Genomic DNA, 16545 nt, shown 5'->3' with positions numbered 1-16545 from the left:
CCGACGGCTCTTGACGATGCGGCGGAAAAGCTGTAAAAAGCTCATTATCTTTATAAAAAATGTTGTAAACAATGTGAATAAAAGATATAATACAGATGTATATGCGTTACAATGATTTTTCACGTGATAACGGAGAACAAATATTAGGAGGCACTTTATGAAACTGAACACTACGTTTGAAGAGAAAATCTGCACGATCGCTATCGAGGGCAGCATCGACGCGCTGACCGCCAACGAGCTGGAGCAAGCGGTAAACGAAGCTGCGCCGAACTGTGAGAAGATGATCCTCGACATGGCTAAGGTAGACTATATTTCGTCCGGCGGTCTGAGGGTTGTTGTCGGCGCGAACCATACCGTCGGCAAGGGAAAACTTGTTCTGCGCAATCTCGAACCGAATGTGCTCGAAATATTCCGTCTGACAGGCTTCACAAAGTATCTGACCATCGAGTAATACATCATATATTCAGGAGGTCACTATGAGCGAACTGATCCGTTTAATCAGCGAAAACATCAAGAACCATCCCGATTGCACGATCATCGTGGATCAGGGTGAGAACAATACCTTTACATATGCCGAGTTCGACGCATGCGCCCGTCTGATTGCAGGCAAGCTGAATCGGCTGGGCGTAGGCAGGCGTGACTTCGTCACCATTGAACTGCCCCGCAACAAGGAGTATATCGCCGCGATGTACGCCGTGTGGCTGGTGGGCGCCGCCTTCGCTCCCCTGTCGCCGACCTATCCCGCCGAGCGACTGGAGTATATCCGCTCCGACTGTCACGCCAAAGCGATCATCAACGAGAAATTCCTCAGAAGGATCAACAGCGAGACTCCCTTCGAGGGTCAGATCGAGCCCGAGGACGACGACCCCTCGCTGCTGATCTACACCTCCGGCTCCACCGGCAGGCCCAAGGGCGTTCTGCACTCACATCAAAGCATCGGCGAATCCGTCATCCGTTATATCCGCTTCGCGAACGTCAGACCGGGGTTTCGAGCCGCGCTCGGCGCTCCGTTCACCTTCGTCGCCTCGGTACAGGGCGTCTTTGCGCCGCTTGCTTCCCGGCTGGTTGCGTACCTGATGCCGTATGAGGCGATGCGCGACCCGATCCTGCTCGCCGACTATATTGAGGAAAACGGCATCAACCGCACCTTCATCAGCCCGAAGATGCTCAAGGTATTCAAGCCCAAGGGCGATTCGCTCAAGTGCGTCTTTACCGGCAGCGAGCGCGTATCCGATACCTATTCCGACAAATTCGACCTTTACGTCATGTACGGACAGACAGAATCAGCCTCCGCCGTAATGGGCTTCAAGGTCGATAAAAAATATGATAATACCCCCATCGGTAAGCCGATCGGTGACGAAAAGGCGTATATCCTGGATGAGCAGGGCAACCTCTCCGACGAGGGCGAGCTATGCCTGTCGGGCCACTTCGCGACAGGATATCTCAACCTGCCGGAGCAGACCGGGAAAACCTTTGTCGACAACCCCTTTGCCGCCGAGGACGGTTATCCGAAGCTGCTGAAAACAGGCGATATCGTCCGCCGGAACAGCGACGGAAACATCATCTATCTCAACCGCAAGGACTGGATGGTCAAGATCAACGGCCAGCGCGTTGAGCCCGGTGAGATCGAGACGATCATCAAGAACACCGACGGCGTTCACGACGCCGCGATCAAGGACTTCAAAAATCAGTTCGGACAGGTTTACCTGGTCGCCTACTATGTCGAGAACAAACCCGTCGACGCGGACGAGATCAAGGAATCGATCGCCGAAAAGCTCCCGTCCTACATGATCCCCGCGTTCTTCGTCAAGCTGGACAAGCTGCCCGTCAACGCGAACGGCAAGCTCGACCGAAACGCGCTGGAGGCTCCCGAAGCGGGCGCGTTCAAGAACGACTACACCGCTCCCGAAACGGATATGCAGAAGGCGCTGTGCCGCGCATATGAAAAGGTGCTGGCGGTAGAGAACGTCGGTATCGACGACGACTTCTTCGCGCTGGGCGGCGACTCGATCAAGTGCGCTATGGTCGCCGCGGAATGTGAGCTGTACAAGCTAACCACCGCCGATATCTTCGCCGGCAAGACCCCGCGTATGATCGAGCGGCTCCTGATCCGTAAGGCGTCCGAAAAACATGTCAGGAAGAACACGAAGAAGGTCAGGGTCTATCCGCTGACCCCGTTCGAGCGCGGGATGTATCTTGAACAGAAGATGAACCCCGACTCCGTTGTCTACAACCTCAATATCGCCGCGATCATCAAGGGAGCGTCCCTCGACAAGGTGAAGGAAGCGCTGAATACGGTGTTCGCCGCACACGAGGCGTTCCACTCCTTCTACGGCGAGGAAAACGGTCTTCCCGTGCGTATCCTGACCGAAAAGCTCCCCGATATCCGCGTTGAATCAGCCGAATCCCGCGACGAGGTCATCGCAAAGGTCGACAGCTACGCCGTGCCCTTCGACCTGAACGGCGATATCCCCGTTATCCCCACGCTCTATACCGTCAGCGACGGCAGCGTCATTCTGCACCTCGCGATCCACCACATCGCCTTCGACGGCGGTTCGGCAGGCACCTTTGTCAAGGAGCTGATCGCCGGGCTGAACGGCGAAAAGATCAGCCCCTCCGAGATTGACCTGAGCGATCTCTATTCCGACAGCCTCAACGAAAAATACGAGAGCGGTCTTACGTTTTACCGCGAGCTGTTCAAGGACGGCGTACCCGCCAACGAGATGCCGCTCAAGAGCAAGCGTCCGAAGGTGCATCCGCTGTCCGACAGGCAGATCGACTTCGACTATGATACCGAGATGCTCGGCGTGCTCGACAGCACCGCCCGCCGCTACACCGTGACCGAGTTCGAGCTGATCTTCTCGGCGATCGCGATGGCGCTGGGCAAATATACGACCGCCGAGGACGTCGTTCTCGGCATTCCCACCAACACCCGTCCGAACGGCGCGGACGATGTGATCGGCATGTTCGTCAACACGGCGCCCGTCCGCGTCAAGCCGCGGAGAAACGCCGAGATCACCGATTACATCGCCTCCGTCAGCGAAGCGGTACGCAGCGTGACCTACGGCGCGTTCCTACCCTTTGAGGACGTGGTCAGAGAATTTGTAAAACAGCGCGACGAGAGCCGCAATCCGATGTTTGACGTCAGCGTCAACTTCATGTGGAACCCGCCCGCTTACGATAAAGACGGCTTGTCCGTCGAGATGTACGCGCCGCTGCAGAAGATGAGCCGCGATATCGGCTTCGTCATCCGCAAGGGTGCGAAAGGCCTGCACTTTATGGTGCAGTATTCGTCCGAGCTGTTCGAGGACGCTGTCATCGAGAACTTCATCGAGCAGTTCCGTCATACCCTCGACCTGCTCGCAGGCGGCGTAAAGACCGTCCGCGAAGCGATGGAGCTCCCCGAACGTCAGATGTCCGATATGGAGCGTCACAGCAGCGTAGAGAGCGCAGAGATTCCGACCGTTCTGCTGCATCGGCTCTTTGAAAAGAGCGCGGAAGAGAACGCGGATAAGACCGCGCTGATCGCTCAGGACGCGACCATGACCTATCGGGAGCTCAACGACTCGGCGAATATCGTTGCCCGTAACCTGATCGCCCGCGGCGTAAGGACAGGCGACAGCGTCGCCCTGCTGCTGCCCAGGCAATCCTGCTTCTTCTCCTGTATGTTCGGCGTGAACAAGGCGGGCGCGGCGTTCATCCCCTGTGATCCACAGTATCCCGCCGACCGCATCAACCACATCATTACCGACTCCGAGGCGAGCTACATCATCACCACTGCCGACAAGCTCGCCGATTACCCCGCCGAAAAGGCGATCGACGTCATGCAGATACTCGCGGGAGAGCCTGCGGGGAACCCCGACCTCGAAATGACCGGCGAGGAACTCAGCTACATGATCTACACCTCCGGCTCCACCGGCAAGCCAAAGGGCGTAATGCTGCGCCATAAGGGCATCTGCAACTACCTCACCCCGTATCCGCACAACACCATCATGCATAACATCTGCGAACGCACAACATGCTATCTCTCAGTGACCACGGTCTCCTTCGACATGTCCTTCAAGGAGCATGCCGCGGCGCTGTGCAACGGCAAGACGCTGGTCTTTGCCGCCGAGGATGAGATGAATGATCCCCGCGCGCTGGCTAAGCTGATGGCGGATCACAGGGTCGACTGCGTCAACGCGACGCCCTCCCGCCTGCTCCAATACATGGAGTACGCTCCGTTCAAAGACGGGCTGAAGAACTGCAGACTCATCATGTCGGGAGGCGAGGCGTATCCGCTCTCGCTGCGCGACAGCCTCAAGGAGTGCGCCCCCGACGCGCTGATCGTCAACACCTACGGTCCGACCGAGATCACCGTCTCCTCCAACGCCGCCGTGCTCAACGACGCGAAGGCGGTCAATATCGGCAGACCCCTCACCAACTACACCGAGTACATCGTGGATAAGTTCGGCGATATCGCGCCCTACGGCGTGATCGGCGAGCTGTATATCGGCGGCGCGGGCGTCGCCGAGGGCTACCGCAATCTGCCCGAAAAGACCGCACAGGTATTTGTCACCTACCGCGGTCAGCGGATGTACCGCTCGGGCGACTACGCCAAGTACGACAAGGACTTCAACGTCATCATCCTCGGCAGACTGGATAACCAGGTCAAGCTGCGCGGTCTGCGAATCGAGCTGGGTGAGATCGAGGGACTGATCGCGGCTCAGCCCGGTATCAAAAAGGTCGCCGTTGTCATTCGCAAGCTGGGCGGTCAGGACAACCTGTGCGCTTATTTCACAGCCCGGGAGCAGATCGACATCGACGCGCTGCGCGACGAGCTGAAAAAGCACCTGACCCATTACATGGTGCCCACCGCTTATTTACAGATGGCGCAGATGCCGATGACCGCGAACGGAAAGACCGACATCCGTCAGCTCCCCGAGCCCATACCGGTATCGCTGGGCGAGTTTGTCGCTCCCGCCAACAAGACGGAGGCGTTCTTCTGCGAATCCTTCAAGAAGGCGCTGAACCTCGACCGCGTCGGCGCGACAGACGACTTCTTTGAGATCGGCGGCACCTCGCTGGTGGTAACCGCCGTGGTACTGGATGCATCGGAAAACGGCTTCCCGATCACCTACGGCGACGTTTTCAAGTACACAACGCCGCGTGCGCTCGCCGAGCTGTTCCGGGACGGCGAGGTCGCTGCGCAGAGCGGAACCTTCAACTTTGACGACTACGACTACACCAAGATCAACGAGCTCCTCAGCGAGAATAACGCCGACTCCTTCCGCGAGGGAGAGCTCAGGGAGCTGGGCAACGTGCTGATCACCGGCGCGACCGGCTTCATGGGCGCTCACCTGGTCGCCGAGTACCTCGACCGCGAGGACGGACTCGTCTACTGTATGCTGCGAAAGGGCAAGTTCAGCTCCGCCTATGAGCGCATGCACAATATGCTGTTCTACTACTTCGGAACGCGCTTTGAGGACGTATTCAAGAGCCGCGTCCGCGTGGTAGAGGGCGACGTCACCGACTACAAGTATTTTGAGCCGCTCGAGAACGAGCCGATCGACACGGTATTCAACTGTGCGGCGAACGTAAAGCACTTCAGCAACGGCACCGATATCGAGGATATCAACGTCGGCGGCGCGGTCAACTGCATCCGCCTGTGCGAGAAGCGCGGCGCAAGGCTCGTACACTTCTCGACCGTTTCCGTCGCAGGTACTACCGACGATATTGAAAAACTCAGCCGCCGCTCGCTGGACGAGCAGAGCTTCTACTACGGTCAGACGCTCGATAACAAGTACACCTCCTCAAAGCTCATGGGCGAACGCATGGTGCTCGAGGCTGTCGCAGAGCAGGGACTTGACGGCAAGGTCATCCGCGTCGGCACGCTCGCCGCGCGTGAATCGGACGGCGAGTTCCAGATCAACTTCCTGACCAACAACTTCATGGGCAGACTGCGCTCCTATGAGCTGCTCGGCTGCTTCCCGTTCCAGATGATCGAGAACCAGGTCTGCATGGGACCGATCGACACCTCCTGCGCCGCCTTCCTCCTACTCGCCAAGACGCCGAAGGCTTGCACCGTGTTCAACGCGGTCAACAACCACACCCTGCCGCTTGGCGATATCATCCGTCAGATGAACGCGGCGGGTATTCCGATCCGCTTTGTGGAATATGAAGAGTTCGCACACGCGCTGACAGAGGCGCAAAAGGATCCCGACAAAGCGGCGATCCTGTCCTCCATGACAGCCTACATGAACACCGCTCACGGTAAGAAGGTCGTCGCGCTGCCGTTTGAATCCCACTACACGACCCAGATATTGGCGCGTATGGGCTTCTTCTGGAATGCGAGCAACGAGCGGTATGTCAACGATTTCATCAACGTTCTCAAGGGCTTCCGTTTCTTTGACAGCGATAACCTGACCAGATAAGAGGCAAGCGATGAAACGAACCGGAACACTGATTAATAAAACCTACCGCAATCTGCTGGTGTCAACGCTCGCGATGACGGCGTCGATGTACCTGTCGAGTATCCTCGACGGCATCATGGTCGGTCAGATCCTCGGCACGCTGGAGCTGTCGGCGATCAACCTGACCTACTCCATCAGCTTTTTGAAAAGCATCCCGATCGCGATGTTCACCTTCGGCGGCAACACCCTCGCGATCATGTACAAGGGCAAGCGCGACAATGAAAAGGCAGATAACGTCTTTACGATCTCTTTCTGGGCAGGTATAATCTCGAGCGTCGTGATCACCGTGATCGGCGTTATGCTGACCGCTCCGACCGCCTCGCTGCTCGGGCAGCACAAGCCCGAGCTCGAGAGCCTGGTCGCGGCGTATCTGATTCCCCTGTGGGTGCTCACGCCGCTGACCGCCCTGAACAACCAGACCGCCGCCTTCGCCCGTACCGACGGCCTGAAGAAGCTGGCGACCGCCCTGCCGATCGTATCGAACGTGATCAACCTGATCTGCGACTATATCTTTATGGCAATATTCAAGTGGGGTATTGCCGGAGCGGGCTGGGCGACCGTCGTCGGCTATGCGCTGGGCTCCCTACTGGTCATCGGCTACTTCAGAAGCCCCCAGCGCTCTGTACACTTCACGCAGCGGGCGTGGAAGAACCTCAGGCTGATGGGCAAGATACTCAGCACAGGTCTGCCCTCGGCGCTGATCTACGTATGCAACTTTCTCAGACTGTTCTGCACCAATGCGATCATCCTTTCCGCTACGGGTACGATGGGCACCAAGATCGCCTCGGTATCCTTCTCGCTGAACAGCCTGTGCTTCATCTTCGTTGAAGGCGCGACCATGACGCTGCTGCCGATCCTCGGCGCGCTGTACGGCGAGCGCGACATCCGCGGTCAGAAGCTCGCCCTGCGCTACGGCATGTGGGTGACTGTGGGGCTGTCGATGATCATCATGATCGTCTCGATGCTCTTCCCCCTCCCGCTGGCGGCGCTGTACGGACTGACCGACCCCTCGATCACCTCGATCTTTGCGGTGACCTTCCGCGTCATGTCGATCAACATCCCGATCCTCGCCGTGATCTATGTCATGCGCTCCTTCTTCCAGGCGACCAAGCAGCGGTGGCTGGCGAATATCCTGGTCGTTCTGGACGGTTTTGCCACCGTTGTACCGCTGATGTACTTCCTCTCCAAGATCGACATCTACTGGATGTGGTCGTCGTTCCCCTTCTCCAAGGCGCTCACGGTGCTGATCACAGCCATCATCCTGGTGATCTGCAAAATTGTCAGAAAAAAGGATAACTACCTCCTGATCGACGGCGAAGAGGGCCCCGTGCTCGACTTCTCCATCCATAACAATATCACAGAAGCAACCGACGCCGCGCACAAGACCGTCGCCTTCTGTGAAGAGCAGGGCGTGGAGAAGAACCTCGCTCATAACATCGGCGTATCGGTGGAGGAGCTGTGCGTCAACACCGCCAAGTACGCCTCTAAGTCCCAGTCCGACAGCGTGGATATCTATGTTAAGGTATCCGACAACGCCGTCGTGCTCCGACTCAGGGACAACGGCAAAATCTTCAACCCGACCGAATATGTGGATGATACGGGACGCGAGGTGACCGGACTCAAGCTGGTGCGCTCGCTGACCTCGTCCGTTGAATACAACCGTGTTCTCGGCTTCAACGTCACTGTCGTGACCGTCAACAGGTAACGGTATGAAGAATCAGAAATCTATCTTTATCAAGATCGGACTGCTCATGCTGCCGATCATACTGGCGCTCGAGGCGTTCGTGCTGATCCTGACTTACAACATCACCTATGAGAGTAACCTCGAACGGTGCAAGCAGAATATCCAGAACGCCGCCGCGGCAACCGCCAAATACTGTGAAGCGGTCGACCTATACGACACCGCCGTGAAGATTCAGGGCGAGGGCAGCTTCGACCAGTACTGCGTGATGTTCGATGTTACCTACATCTACGCGGTAAGGGTGGATCCCGTACAGAACAGCGAGACCTACCTGGTGATCGGCTTCGGCGAGGACGCCTCTGAGGAAGCGAAGAGGACCCGCTACATCGGCTACCGCGTAGAAGGTCAGGTCACTGAGGAGGAACTCGAGGCATATAACGGAAACACCGAAGGCGTGTTTTACCATTATACCAACCATCTGGACGATACGCTGGTCTGCTATATGCCCGTTATGAGCTACTACAGCTCCTCTGACTACAGCTACCACAGCTACGACTCTCCCATCATCATCGGCGCGGAGATCTCGCTTAACGGTATCAACCGCAGCTTCGGGAATCGCTTTTGGCAGATCGCCCTGCTGACGATCATAATCACCGTGCTGATGATCGTCCTTTTCGGTACGATTCTGTACTTTATGATCACAAAGCCGCTGCGCCGGATCAGCGAGCGCATGAACAGCTTTGTCTCCGACCGCGACAAGGGGCTTGGTCAGCTGCCGGTCAAAGGGAGCGACGAGCTCGCTCAGATGTCGCGCTCCTTCAACACCATGACCGTTGAGATCAACCGCTACATAGACGATATCGACGCGCTCAACCGGGAGAAGCACACCCGTGAAGCGGAGATGAATATTGCCCGCAACATCCAGAAGGGTCTGCTCCAGCCGGAGAATTATGACAGCAGAATAGCTGCGCTGCGCGCTTATATGCTGCCTGCCAGGGACGTCGGGGGCGATCTGTACGACTACCGTATCCTCGATGACGGCAGGGTGTTCGCAGCGATCGGCGACGTAGCCGGCAAAGGTATCACGGCGGCGCTGTTCATGTCGCGCGCGATCACACTGCTGCACCAGAACGCCCTAAGAGGCTGCTCTCCGGCAGAGATACTGACGGAGTTCAACAATACGCTGGCAGAGTACAACCCCGGCGGGCTGTTCATCACGACCTTCGTCGCGGTCTGGGACCCCGCGACAGGTGAGCTGACCTACTCGAACGCAGGTCACAATTATCCCTATATTCTTTCGGATAAGCTTACCGCGCTGACCGGCGCTCACGGCGTAACGGCGGGGCTCTTTCCGGGCGAGGTCTATGAGAACGCGACCGTGAAGCTCAGCGGCGGCGAGGTACTCTTTATGTACACCGACGGCGTGAACGAAGCGAAGAACACCGACGGAAGCTTCTACAAAAACGAGCGGCTGGAGCGTCAGCTCGCTCGCTGTTATGAGCGTGACGACAGCGATCCTATCGACGTCGTACTCGACGACCTGAACCGATTCACCGAGGGAGCCGAGCAGAACGACGACATCACCATGCTGGCGCTCCGGATCAAGAGGCTCCCCTCCCCCGCCGTCATCACCCTGCCCTCAGAGATCGCTCAGCTCCCGAGGGTCAAGGAGGCAATCTTCTCCCTGCCGATCGGCGAGGACTTCAAGAAGAAGCTCTTCCTCGCGGCGGAGGAGATATTCGTGAATATCTGTTCCTACGCATACGACGGAACCGGCGAGGTCGAGCTCAGGCTCAGTGTCGATCCCAATGGGGTTGAAATGGTCTTTTCCGACAGCGGCAAGCCGTTCGACCCCACCGAGGAGATGCTCGATATCGATGAATACGATCACGAGAACCGCATCGGCGGACTGGGAAGGTTCCTGACATTTTCCATAGCCGACCGATACCGCTATGAGTACCGCGACGGCAAGAATCATTTGTATCTGTACTTTGACGAGGTGAAATAACATGACGATCACTAAAACGCTTGACGGCGACACCCTGATTATCGCCGTGGAGGGATGGCTGGACACAATGACCGCGCCCGAGCTTCACGGCGAGCTGAATCATCTCGACCTTCCGCAGAACGTAAGGCTCGACCTGAGCCGTACCGAGTACATCTCCTCGGCGGGACTGCGCGAGATCGTCGGACTGTTCCGTTCCGTTTCCGCAAAGGGCGGGAGTCTCTCCGTATACGGGGTCATGCCCGCTGTGATGGATGTTTTCCGCCTGACCGGCTTTGATAAGAAATTCGAGATCATCCCCGCCTGAGCGGGGTCGGATCGCCTGCGACTCAGCGGGTATTCGTATCGGCTCGGCGGGCGGTCTGTTGAGCTGCTTTGGCAAAGCCTTTATAATATGTAAGAAAGATCGATTGCATATTGACTTTTTCCTGTCACAGATGTAAAATAGACTAAATGACGTATAAAGGTGAATAAATTGTCAAAGATTCATTTCTCAGCGGTGATTCTGCTGATCGCTCTTATACTCAGCCTTACGGCTTGCGCCGGCAGCAAGAACAGCGGCGCGACCCCCTCGCAAAGCGGCTCCGGGCAGTCCGCTTCTCAGGAAGCGGGGTCGACCGAAGCGGCCGAGACTTCTGCTGAGGACAGCCTGGGCAAAAGCGCCGGACAGAGCGGCGCTGAAACGATCGGCTCCGGCGGCGATAAGCAGAGTGACGCTCAAAACGGCGGTCACAGCTCAACCGCACGCAACAGCGAGGATAACTCCGACTCTCAGGCTAAGTCAAAGTCTGATTCCGACAGCTCAAAGCCGCATAACAACGATCCGCAAAAGGCCGAGCCGAATAACGCTCAACCCGATACCCCCGTATCTCCGGACCCGGAAAACAGAGATAACGCCGAGGTGAACTTCAATGATCTATAAACTGAGCAAGACCATATCGGTATTATTCTGTGCCGTATCACTCGCTTTCACCGGCGCGATCGCATTCGCGTCCGGAACGCTGCTCGGGGACGTTGACAACGACGGTCAGGTTACGATCATGGACGCGACGATCCTACAATGGAAGCTCGCGGATATCTCAAAAAGCGACGATACGTCAATTAACGCAACGGCTGCCGATATAGACAGCAACGGCGAGATCGAGATCATGGACGCTACCTATATCCAGCGCCGTCTTGCGTCGATTGAAACGCCGTATCCGATCGGCGTACTGCCTACGACGCAGCCCACCCTGCCGCCTACGGATGAGGACGGATGGGGACGCGAGATCATACAGCCCTGATATCTAGCGCACATTCTTAGGAGTGTATTGAATGAAAGAGTACAAACGCGAAAACCTGAGAATTACAGAATTTGATAAAGAAGATGTTATCATGACGCCGGAAACGATCGAACCGATCACGCCCCTTATGTATGAGCATGAGAACCGCTACGGCACGTTTAAAAGCTTTAGCTTTAACAAGGCGCCCGGTGCATGGTTTGACGACTGATACTTTAAGTAGATGATAATTAATTCGGGCGGGTGAAATATACCGCCTCTGCTTCGGCGGTGTTTGTTTATTGCAAACGCCGCTGTCCGTTTTTTGGAGGAAATGATGAAACAACCGTATAAACCGACGGCAAGGCTGACCGTTGCCGCACTCACCGGCGTCATGTTCGCCGCCTACGCCGCTTACAGCGTATTTATCCTGATCAGGGACGCACGGCATTTATCCTCAACAGCGAGGGTGATCAGCGCGGCGGTAGCGATTGTGTTCGCCGTATTCGCCCTGTTCGCCTGGACCTGTAACCTGAAGCCTGAGACGATCCATATCCTGATCGTGAGGAGAATCGCCTTCGTCGCCGGGTTGGTGATCGTATTTCTGCTGAAGCTGAGGATGATTACGAAGGTATCCGCCTATCTGGATTTCTCACAGTTTCATACCGTACTGTACGCCTGCGCCTACCTGCTTACGCAGGTCGCAATAGCCCTTCTGCTTATCTACTACGCTTTCATTCTGCCGAAGCTTGCCGTTTATCCGAAAGCCGCCGTACAGCTTCCCATGATCGCGCTGATCCTGTTTCTGCTCAGCATGATTCTGGAGGCGCTTCTCTTATTCATATACGGCATCGGAACAGAAACGAGTTACCTTAGATCCGCCGTCAGCCGACCGCTGTTCTTCCTCGGTTTTATCGGTTTATCCGCTTACTTTTTGCTCCCGCCGGAGCCGACTCCGACAGCGTGACCTCAGCACCGGATGATGATTCGTTCAGCTGCAAGCGAGCATAGAAACCATGATTATGTAAAGAAACCTAAAGGCCGGACATGAAGGAGCTCAAGATGAAACTCAACGACGCATTTGTGATCTATTCCATCAACGGGGACACCCTGCTGGTGCCTACCGCAGCGGCGCCCTTTCACGGGTTGGAAGAAGGAAACGCAACGGTAGGCGCGATCCTGAACTGTCTGAAGACGGATACGACCGAGGAGAAGATTGTTGACGCGCTTGCCGCCGAGTTTGTCGGCGATCGCAGCGAGATGGCGCAGGATGTTCGCTCCGTGCTCGAGAAGCTCAGGAGCATCGGCGCGATCGAGGAATGAGCCCGGAGTCTGAGCCGTAAGGAAACGGCAAATGCCGGGATTATGATGATAATAAAAAGGATAAATGCGCAATGAAAACCGAACGAGAAAAAATGACAGACGCCGAACCGTTTTTTACAAACGATCCCCAACTCATGGAGGATAAGAAAAACGCGCGGCTCCTCTGCTCCCGCTTTAATCATTCACCCGAGGATGAATCCGTCAGAAAAGCGCTGCTGAAAGAACTGCTGGGAAGCTGCACGGAAAACATCGCCGTAAAGCCGCCGTTTCACTGCGACTACGGATATAACATCTTTGCGGGCGATGATTTCTTCATGAACTTTGACTGCGTGTTTCTTGACGCCGCCCCGATCAGGATCGGCGAGCATTGTATGATCGGACCGAAAACATGTATCTACGCGATCGGTCATCCTCTTGATCCGGAAGAACGAAGGAAGAAGATCGGTATCCCAAAGCCGGTCAATATCGGCGATAATGTCTGGATCGGCGGAGGGGTAACGATACTCCCCGGCGTTACGATCGGCGATAACACCGTCGTTGCCGCCGCTTCCGTGGTCACCAAATCTTTCCCGGATAATGTAGTAATTGCCGGGAATCCCGCACGAATCATCAAGCGTCTGACAGAAAGCGGCGAAACCGACAGCGCAATCGGATATGAGAAATAAACCTCTCCGGCGCAATGGTATCCCCTGCGTTTTTAGTTATACAATTCTTTTCGAAGCAAATGAAAGACGATCCTTATTCAGCGGAATTGCTTCTTGTATCATTTGAATATTCTCTAAATCAGCATAATATACGAATCTCTTTTTGATAAATTTCTATATTAGAATAATAATTCGGTAAAGTACCGTTCTTTTGATCGATTGACTCTGAATAATAGGAGAATCATCCTCGTAGGTAGTCAGGTCAAATGATTGCTACTATGATTGATACCCATGAGCTTTATTGCAGGTAATTTCTTGAATGATATTGACAACACCATAAGTATATATACTTAGGAAATAATAGCTATAGATGGACTTATACTCTCGGATTTGCAAAAGAATAATAGACAAAAAGATTGTAATATGATATAATCAAATTATCCTATTGAAAGGAGAGTTCCTATGTGTACCAAAAGTGAATTACAGATCATCCTGACCGAAATAGCCGATACCGCAAAAGAAACATTTGGCGAGCAGTTGGATTCCGTAATCCTTTACGGCTCCTACGCTCGGGGAGACTATACTCCGGAATCCGATGTAGATATAATGATCTTGGTCAAAGGAATCGCTCCCGAGGAACTGTGGAAGTACAGATCTTCTATCACCTCAAAATCATCCGAATTAGGTTTGGAATACAATCTCGTGATTGTTCCCCTGATCAAGGACGTTGATACCTTCAACAAGTATATGGGTGTATTACCGTTTTATCAAAATGTCGATAAGGAGGGTATCCGCATTGGAGCATGAATACAGAATAGAGTTATCAAAAAGGCGGCTGGAGATTGCTCACGAAAGAATGAATACAGCCGGAATACTTTTAGATGCCGGAGATTACAAAGCTGTAGCCAACAGACTTTATTATGCTGTTTTCTCTGCGATGAGAGCTGTTCTTGCCTTGGATGGCTTTGACTCCAAAAAGCATTCCGGTATCATTGCGCGTTTCAGGCAAAGCTATATTAAAACAGGGATTTTCAGTACCGAAATGTCAAAGATTATCGATGATCTGGAGGTTATCAGAGAAGACAGTGATTATGATGATTTTTATATCATCTCAAAAGAAGATGTCAAGATTCAATCTCAAAAGGCTGAACATTTTGTTTCCGAGGTTGAGAAGTATTTAGAAAAACAGTATAATCAAGCATAGGACAGTTGCGCCATTTATCAGGGTGCGGCTGTTTTTTGATTATTACCTCAAATGTATTTAATCAATAACCTCAGAAGCATTAACCAAATTTATGCGAAGGAGCATACATATGACCGAAATCGAAACCATCGCCAGAGCGCAGATGTATCTGGAAAAGCTCGCTAACGGCGTGAATCCGCTGACAGATACGGAAGTAAATGAAACAGATGTAGTTAATAACGTTAGAATCTCCAGATGTCTGTTCTATGTGTCAGGGATACTGAAACAGATCGTAGACAACAAAGGGAAGTTCAAGGTGGAAATGCCGGACAGAGCGGAATATACCGTTACGCCGGAACAGCTAAAGCAATTTGCTTTTTCGGAGCGACCTATCTCAGTTTCTGAGCTGACAAAACGACTAAATGATCTGGTGAATCCGCAGTATATAAAAGACCGAGATCGGTATGTTGTCGGATTATATCGTCAACGACAAAACAAGGAAGCGTCCTACCGCACAGGGCATGAACATCGGCATCATCACCGAGGAGCGCACCAATCAGTACGGCACGCCGTACGAGGGCGTGTTCTACACCCACAGCGCTCAGCATTTTATCATCGACAATATCGGTACCGTCATCGAATGGAACCGCAAAAGAACCGCTAAGTAGGAGAAGAATATGAGTAATGTAAGCAAAGCCACTTTATCAGCAGAGGATAGAAGAACCTTTTTCCATTTGTTCATTCCGTTGTTACAATTCACGAATCAAAAGTATGGAATCAATGAGTATCTTGATGAAGATCTTCGTTCAGGTCATCCTTATATTGAAGATTTGAAAGAGGTCGCAGACGTATTATGGCAGAACACAGATACCATCGATGAATTTATTAAAGCAAACGAAGATAGATTAAGCGCTGCAGAGCGCACTCTTTTAGAACGCTGGAGACATCCTGTCTCCGGTCAGTTTATTCTGGAACGTCATCTCGCAAAAGGTTCGATTTTTATTGAATCAAAAGTCGGGAATGTCTATTTAGTCAAAGGCTTGACAGATCCATGGAGCGTCATGTTTGCGAATAGGATGCCGCCGATCCTGCTGGATACAACGCTGATTCCGTTCCGTGATTGCATCATTTCCGACGGATTGACTATGGTGCAAAACATTTATTTCAGCACTGAAGCCCGCAACGATTTCAAAGACGTTTATATGTATGCAAAACTAAACGGCAAGATAATATCGTCACTTTGATTCTTGTTTCGTATAATACACTGTTTTAGACAACCAAATTGTATGGTATGGCAGCATCAATCCGCTGTCTTATAATCGGGCGGAATCATCGGTATTGCGCTTGATGAATGCTTCGCTTGCCGGAAAGCTGATTGATGAAGCAACCGAAACCCCAACATTTTTTGACAAAGCATGACCAGCATCTTCCTTCCTCGTCAGATTCTTCCATATCAAACGTAATGTGCCCTGTACGACAAGCAGAATATGACCGTGCTAAATGGCAAAACACTTCTCAAATTGAGAGAGTTACATATCTTTATGGGCTTGCCGTATAACAACAGCGTCACAATTATATTTTGACTGCAACGCTGTTACTATAAACAATAGGATTTTTCCGTTTACAGCGCATTTCCAAAAATACGCAAGATAATCATACTAGAAAGCCATATAAATACGCATTTTGTTCCATGATAATTCCTAAATCAAGCCTTTTATACTTGGTGTTGTCCCATATAAAAGAATCACAATCATTTTTGTCGATTTTTGTTGAACTGTTTGTAATAATATGGTATTATAACAAAGAGAACACTTAGTATATTTATATCACAGTAATGTGTATAATGCCTTATGTTAAATAGGGTTTGGTTTATTGGGGCCCTTACAAGCGGTTGCTCTGTCACGCTTGTAAGCCTACTTTCAAGCGTGACATACCAACCGCTTGCCTTGTAAGTGTTCTTCAGAATTTAGGGGTAGGTGATACAGTGAATTCCTACAT

15 protein-coding genes are annotated in these 16545 nt (G+C 53.1%); all 15 read left to right on the top strand.

Annotated features, from left to right (window positions below; genetic code table 11):
- Window positions 1-157 precede the first annotated feature (157 nt).
- The 15 genes from R2I50_RS07190 (at window position 158) to R2I50_RS07120 (ending at window position 15791) form a co-directional block, all read left to right on the top strand.
- Window positions 158-451: an STAS domain-containing protein gene (locus R2I50_RS07190; protein WP_316608481.1), complete on the top strand. Its 294-nt coding sequence runs from the start codon at window positions 158-160 to the stop codon at window positions 449-451.
- 25 nt (window positions 452-476) lie between these two features.
- Window positions 477-6413 (top strand): non-ribosomal peptide synthetase, encoded by a 5937-nt coding sequence (locus R2I50_RS07185; RefSeq protein WP_316608480.1) that lies wholly within the window; start codon window positions 477-479, stop codon window positions 6411-6413.
- Window positions 6414-6423: 10 nt separating this feature from the next.
- A complete protein-coding gene (locus R2I50_RS07180; protein ID WP_316608479.1) occupies window positions 6424-8157 on the top strand; it encodes an MATE family efflux transporter in 1734 nt (577 codons plus the stop codon).
- A 4-nt stretch (window positions 8158-8161) separates the two neighbouring features.
- Window positions 8162-10141 carry a SpoIIE family protein phosphatase gene (locus R2I50_RS07175; protein ID WP_316608478.1) on the top strand — a complete coding sequence of 660 codons (1980 nt, stop codon included), beginning with the start codon at window positions 8162-8164 and terminating at the stop codon, window positions 10139-10141.
- A gap of 1 nt (window position 10142) precedes the next feature.
- On the top strand, window positions 10143-10445 hold the full coding sequence (locus tag R2I50_RS07170; protein WP_316608477.1) for an STAS domain-containing protein: 303 nt from the start codon (window positions 10143-10145) through the stop codon (window positions 10443-10445).
- Window positions 10446-10613: 168 nt separating this feature from the next.
- Window positions 10614-11060 (top strand): hypothetical protein, encoded by a 447-nt coding sequence (locus R2I50_RS07165; protein ID WP_316608476.1) that lies wholly within the window; start codon window positions 10614-10616, stop codon window positions 11058-11060.
- Window positions 11050-11421, top strand: a complete 372-nt coding sequence (locus R2I50_RS07160; protein WP_316608475.1) for a dockerin type I repeat-containing protein — start codon at window positions 11050-11052, stop codon at window positions 11419-11421. The genes R2I50_RS07165 and R2I50_RS07160 overlap by 11 nt, the downstream gene beginning before the upstream one ends.
- A gap of 31 nt (window positions 11422-11452) precedes the next feature.
- The gene (locus tag R2I50_RS07155; protein ID WP_316608474.1) at window positions 11453-11629 is read left to right on the top strand and encodes a hypothetical protein; all 177 of its coding nucleotides are present in this window, start codon (window positions 11453-11455) and stop codon (window positions 11627-11629) included.
- Window positions 11630-11734: 105 nt separating this feature from the next.
- Complete coding sequence (locus R2I50_RS07150) at window positions 11735-12364, top strand: hypothetical protein (RefSeq protein ID WP_316608473.1); 630 nt, start codon at window positions 11735-11737, stop codon at window positions 12362-12364.
- A 95-nt stretch (window positions 12365-12459) separates the two neighbouring features.
- Window positions 12460-12720 (top strand): PqqD family protein, encoded by a 261-nt coding sequence (locus R2I50_RS07145; protein ID WP_316608472.1) that lies wholly within the window; start codon window positions 12460-12462, stop codon window positions 12718-12720.
- 71 nt (window positions 12721-12791) lie between these two features.
- Complete coding sequence (locus R2I50_RS07140; RefSeq protein ID WP_316608471.1) at window positions 12792-13385, top strand: sugar O-acetyltransferase; 594 nt, start codon at window positions 12792-12794, stop codon at window positions 13383-13385.
- A 441-nt stretch (window positions 13386-13826) separates the two neighbouring features.
- Window positions 13827-14171, top strand: a complete 345-nt coding sequence (locus R2I50_RS07135; protein WP_316608470.1) for a nucleotidyltransferase domain-containing protein — start codon at window positions 13827-13829, stop codon at window positions 14169-14171.
- Window positions 14161-14568 carry a HEPN domain-containing protein gene (locus R2I50_RS07130; RefSeq protein WP_316608469.1) on the top strand — a complete coding sequence of 136 codons (408 nt, stop codon included), beginning with the start codon at window positions 14161-14163 and terminating at the stop codon, window positions 14566-14568. Before R2I50_RS07135 ends, R2I50_RS07130 begins: the two co-directional genes overlap by 11 nt.
- 443 nt (window positions 14569-15011) lie before the next feature.
- Window positions 15012-15215, top strand: a complete 204-nt coding sequence (locus R2I50_RS07125) for a hypothetical protein (protein ID WP_316608468.1) — start codon at window positions 15012-15014, stop codon at window positions 15213-15215.
- Between the two features lie 9 nt (window positions 15216-15224).
- Entirely contained in the window at window positions 15225-15791 is a 567-nt protein-coding gene (locus tag R2I50_RS07120; protein WP_316608467.1) for a hypothetical protein, read from the top strand.
- The last annotated feature ends 754 nt before the right edge of the window (window positions 15792-16545 follow it).

It is taken from the genome of uncultured Ruminococcus sp., assembly GCA_902785355.1.
Classification (GTDB): domain Bacteria; phylum Bacillota; class Clostridia; order Oscillospirales; family Acutalibacteraceae; genus Ruminococcoides.
The sequence above is the reverse complement of the archived record's forward strand: the minus strand, read 5'-3'. Positions and strand labels throughout refer to the sequence as shown.

Excerpts from the sequence above, each read along its gene's own strand:
- R2I50_RS07120 (WP_316608467.1), top strand. The coding sequence starts at position 15,225 with ATGAGTAATGTAAGCAAAGCCACTTTATCAGCAGAGGATAGAAGAACC.
- R2I50_RS07180 (WP_316608479.1), top strand. The coding sequence starts at position 6,424 with ATGAAACGAACCGGAACACTGATTAATAAAACCTACCGCAATCTGCTG.
- R2I50_RS07170 (WP_316608477.1), top strand. The coding sequence starts at position 10,143 with ATGACGATCACTAAAACGCTTGACGGCGACACCCTGATTATCGCCGTG.
- R2I50_RS07185 (WP_316608480.1), top strand. The coding sequence starts at position 477 with ATGAGCGAACTGATCCGTTTAATCAGCGAAAACATCAAGAACCATCCC.
- R2I50_RS07135 (WP_316608470.1), top strand. The coding sequence starts at position 13,827 with ATGTGTACCAAAAGTGAATTACAGATCATCCTGACCGAAATAGCCGAT.
- R2I50_RS07125 (WP_316608468.1), top strand. The coding sequence starts at position 15,012 with ATGTTGTCGGATTATATCGTCAACGACAAAACAAGGAAGCGTCCTACC.
- R2I50_RS07160 (WP_316608475.1), top strand. The coding sequence starts at position 11,050 with ATGATCTATAAACTGAGCAAGACCATATCGGTATTATTCTGTGCCGTA.
- R2I50_RS07140 (WP_316608471.1), top strand. The coding sequence starts at position 12,792 with ATGAAAACCGAACGAGAAAAAATGACAGACGCCGAACCGTTTTTTACA.
- R2I50_RS07145 (WP_316608472.1), top strand. The coding sequence starts at position 12,460 with ATGAAACTCAACGACGCATTTGTGATCTATTCCATCAACGGGGACACC.
- R2I50_RS07175 (WP_316608478.1), top strand. The coding sequence starts at position 8,162 with ATGAAGAATCAGAAATCTATCTTTATCAAGATCGGACTGCTCATGCTG.
- R2I50_RS07190 (WP_316608481.1), top strand. The coding sequence starts at position 158 with ATGAAACTGAACACTACGTTTGAAGAGAAAATCTGCACGATCGCTATC.
- R2I50_RS07155 (WP_316608474.1), top strand. The coding sequence starts at position 11,453 with ATGAAAGAGTACAAACGCGAAAACCTGAGAATTACAGAATTTGATAAA.
- R2I50_RS07150 (WP_316608473.1), top strand. The coding sequence starts at position 11,735 with ATGAAACAACCGTATAAACCGACGGCAAGGCTGACCGTTGCCGCACTC.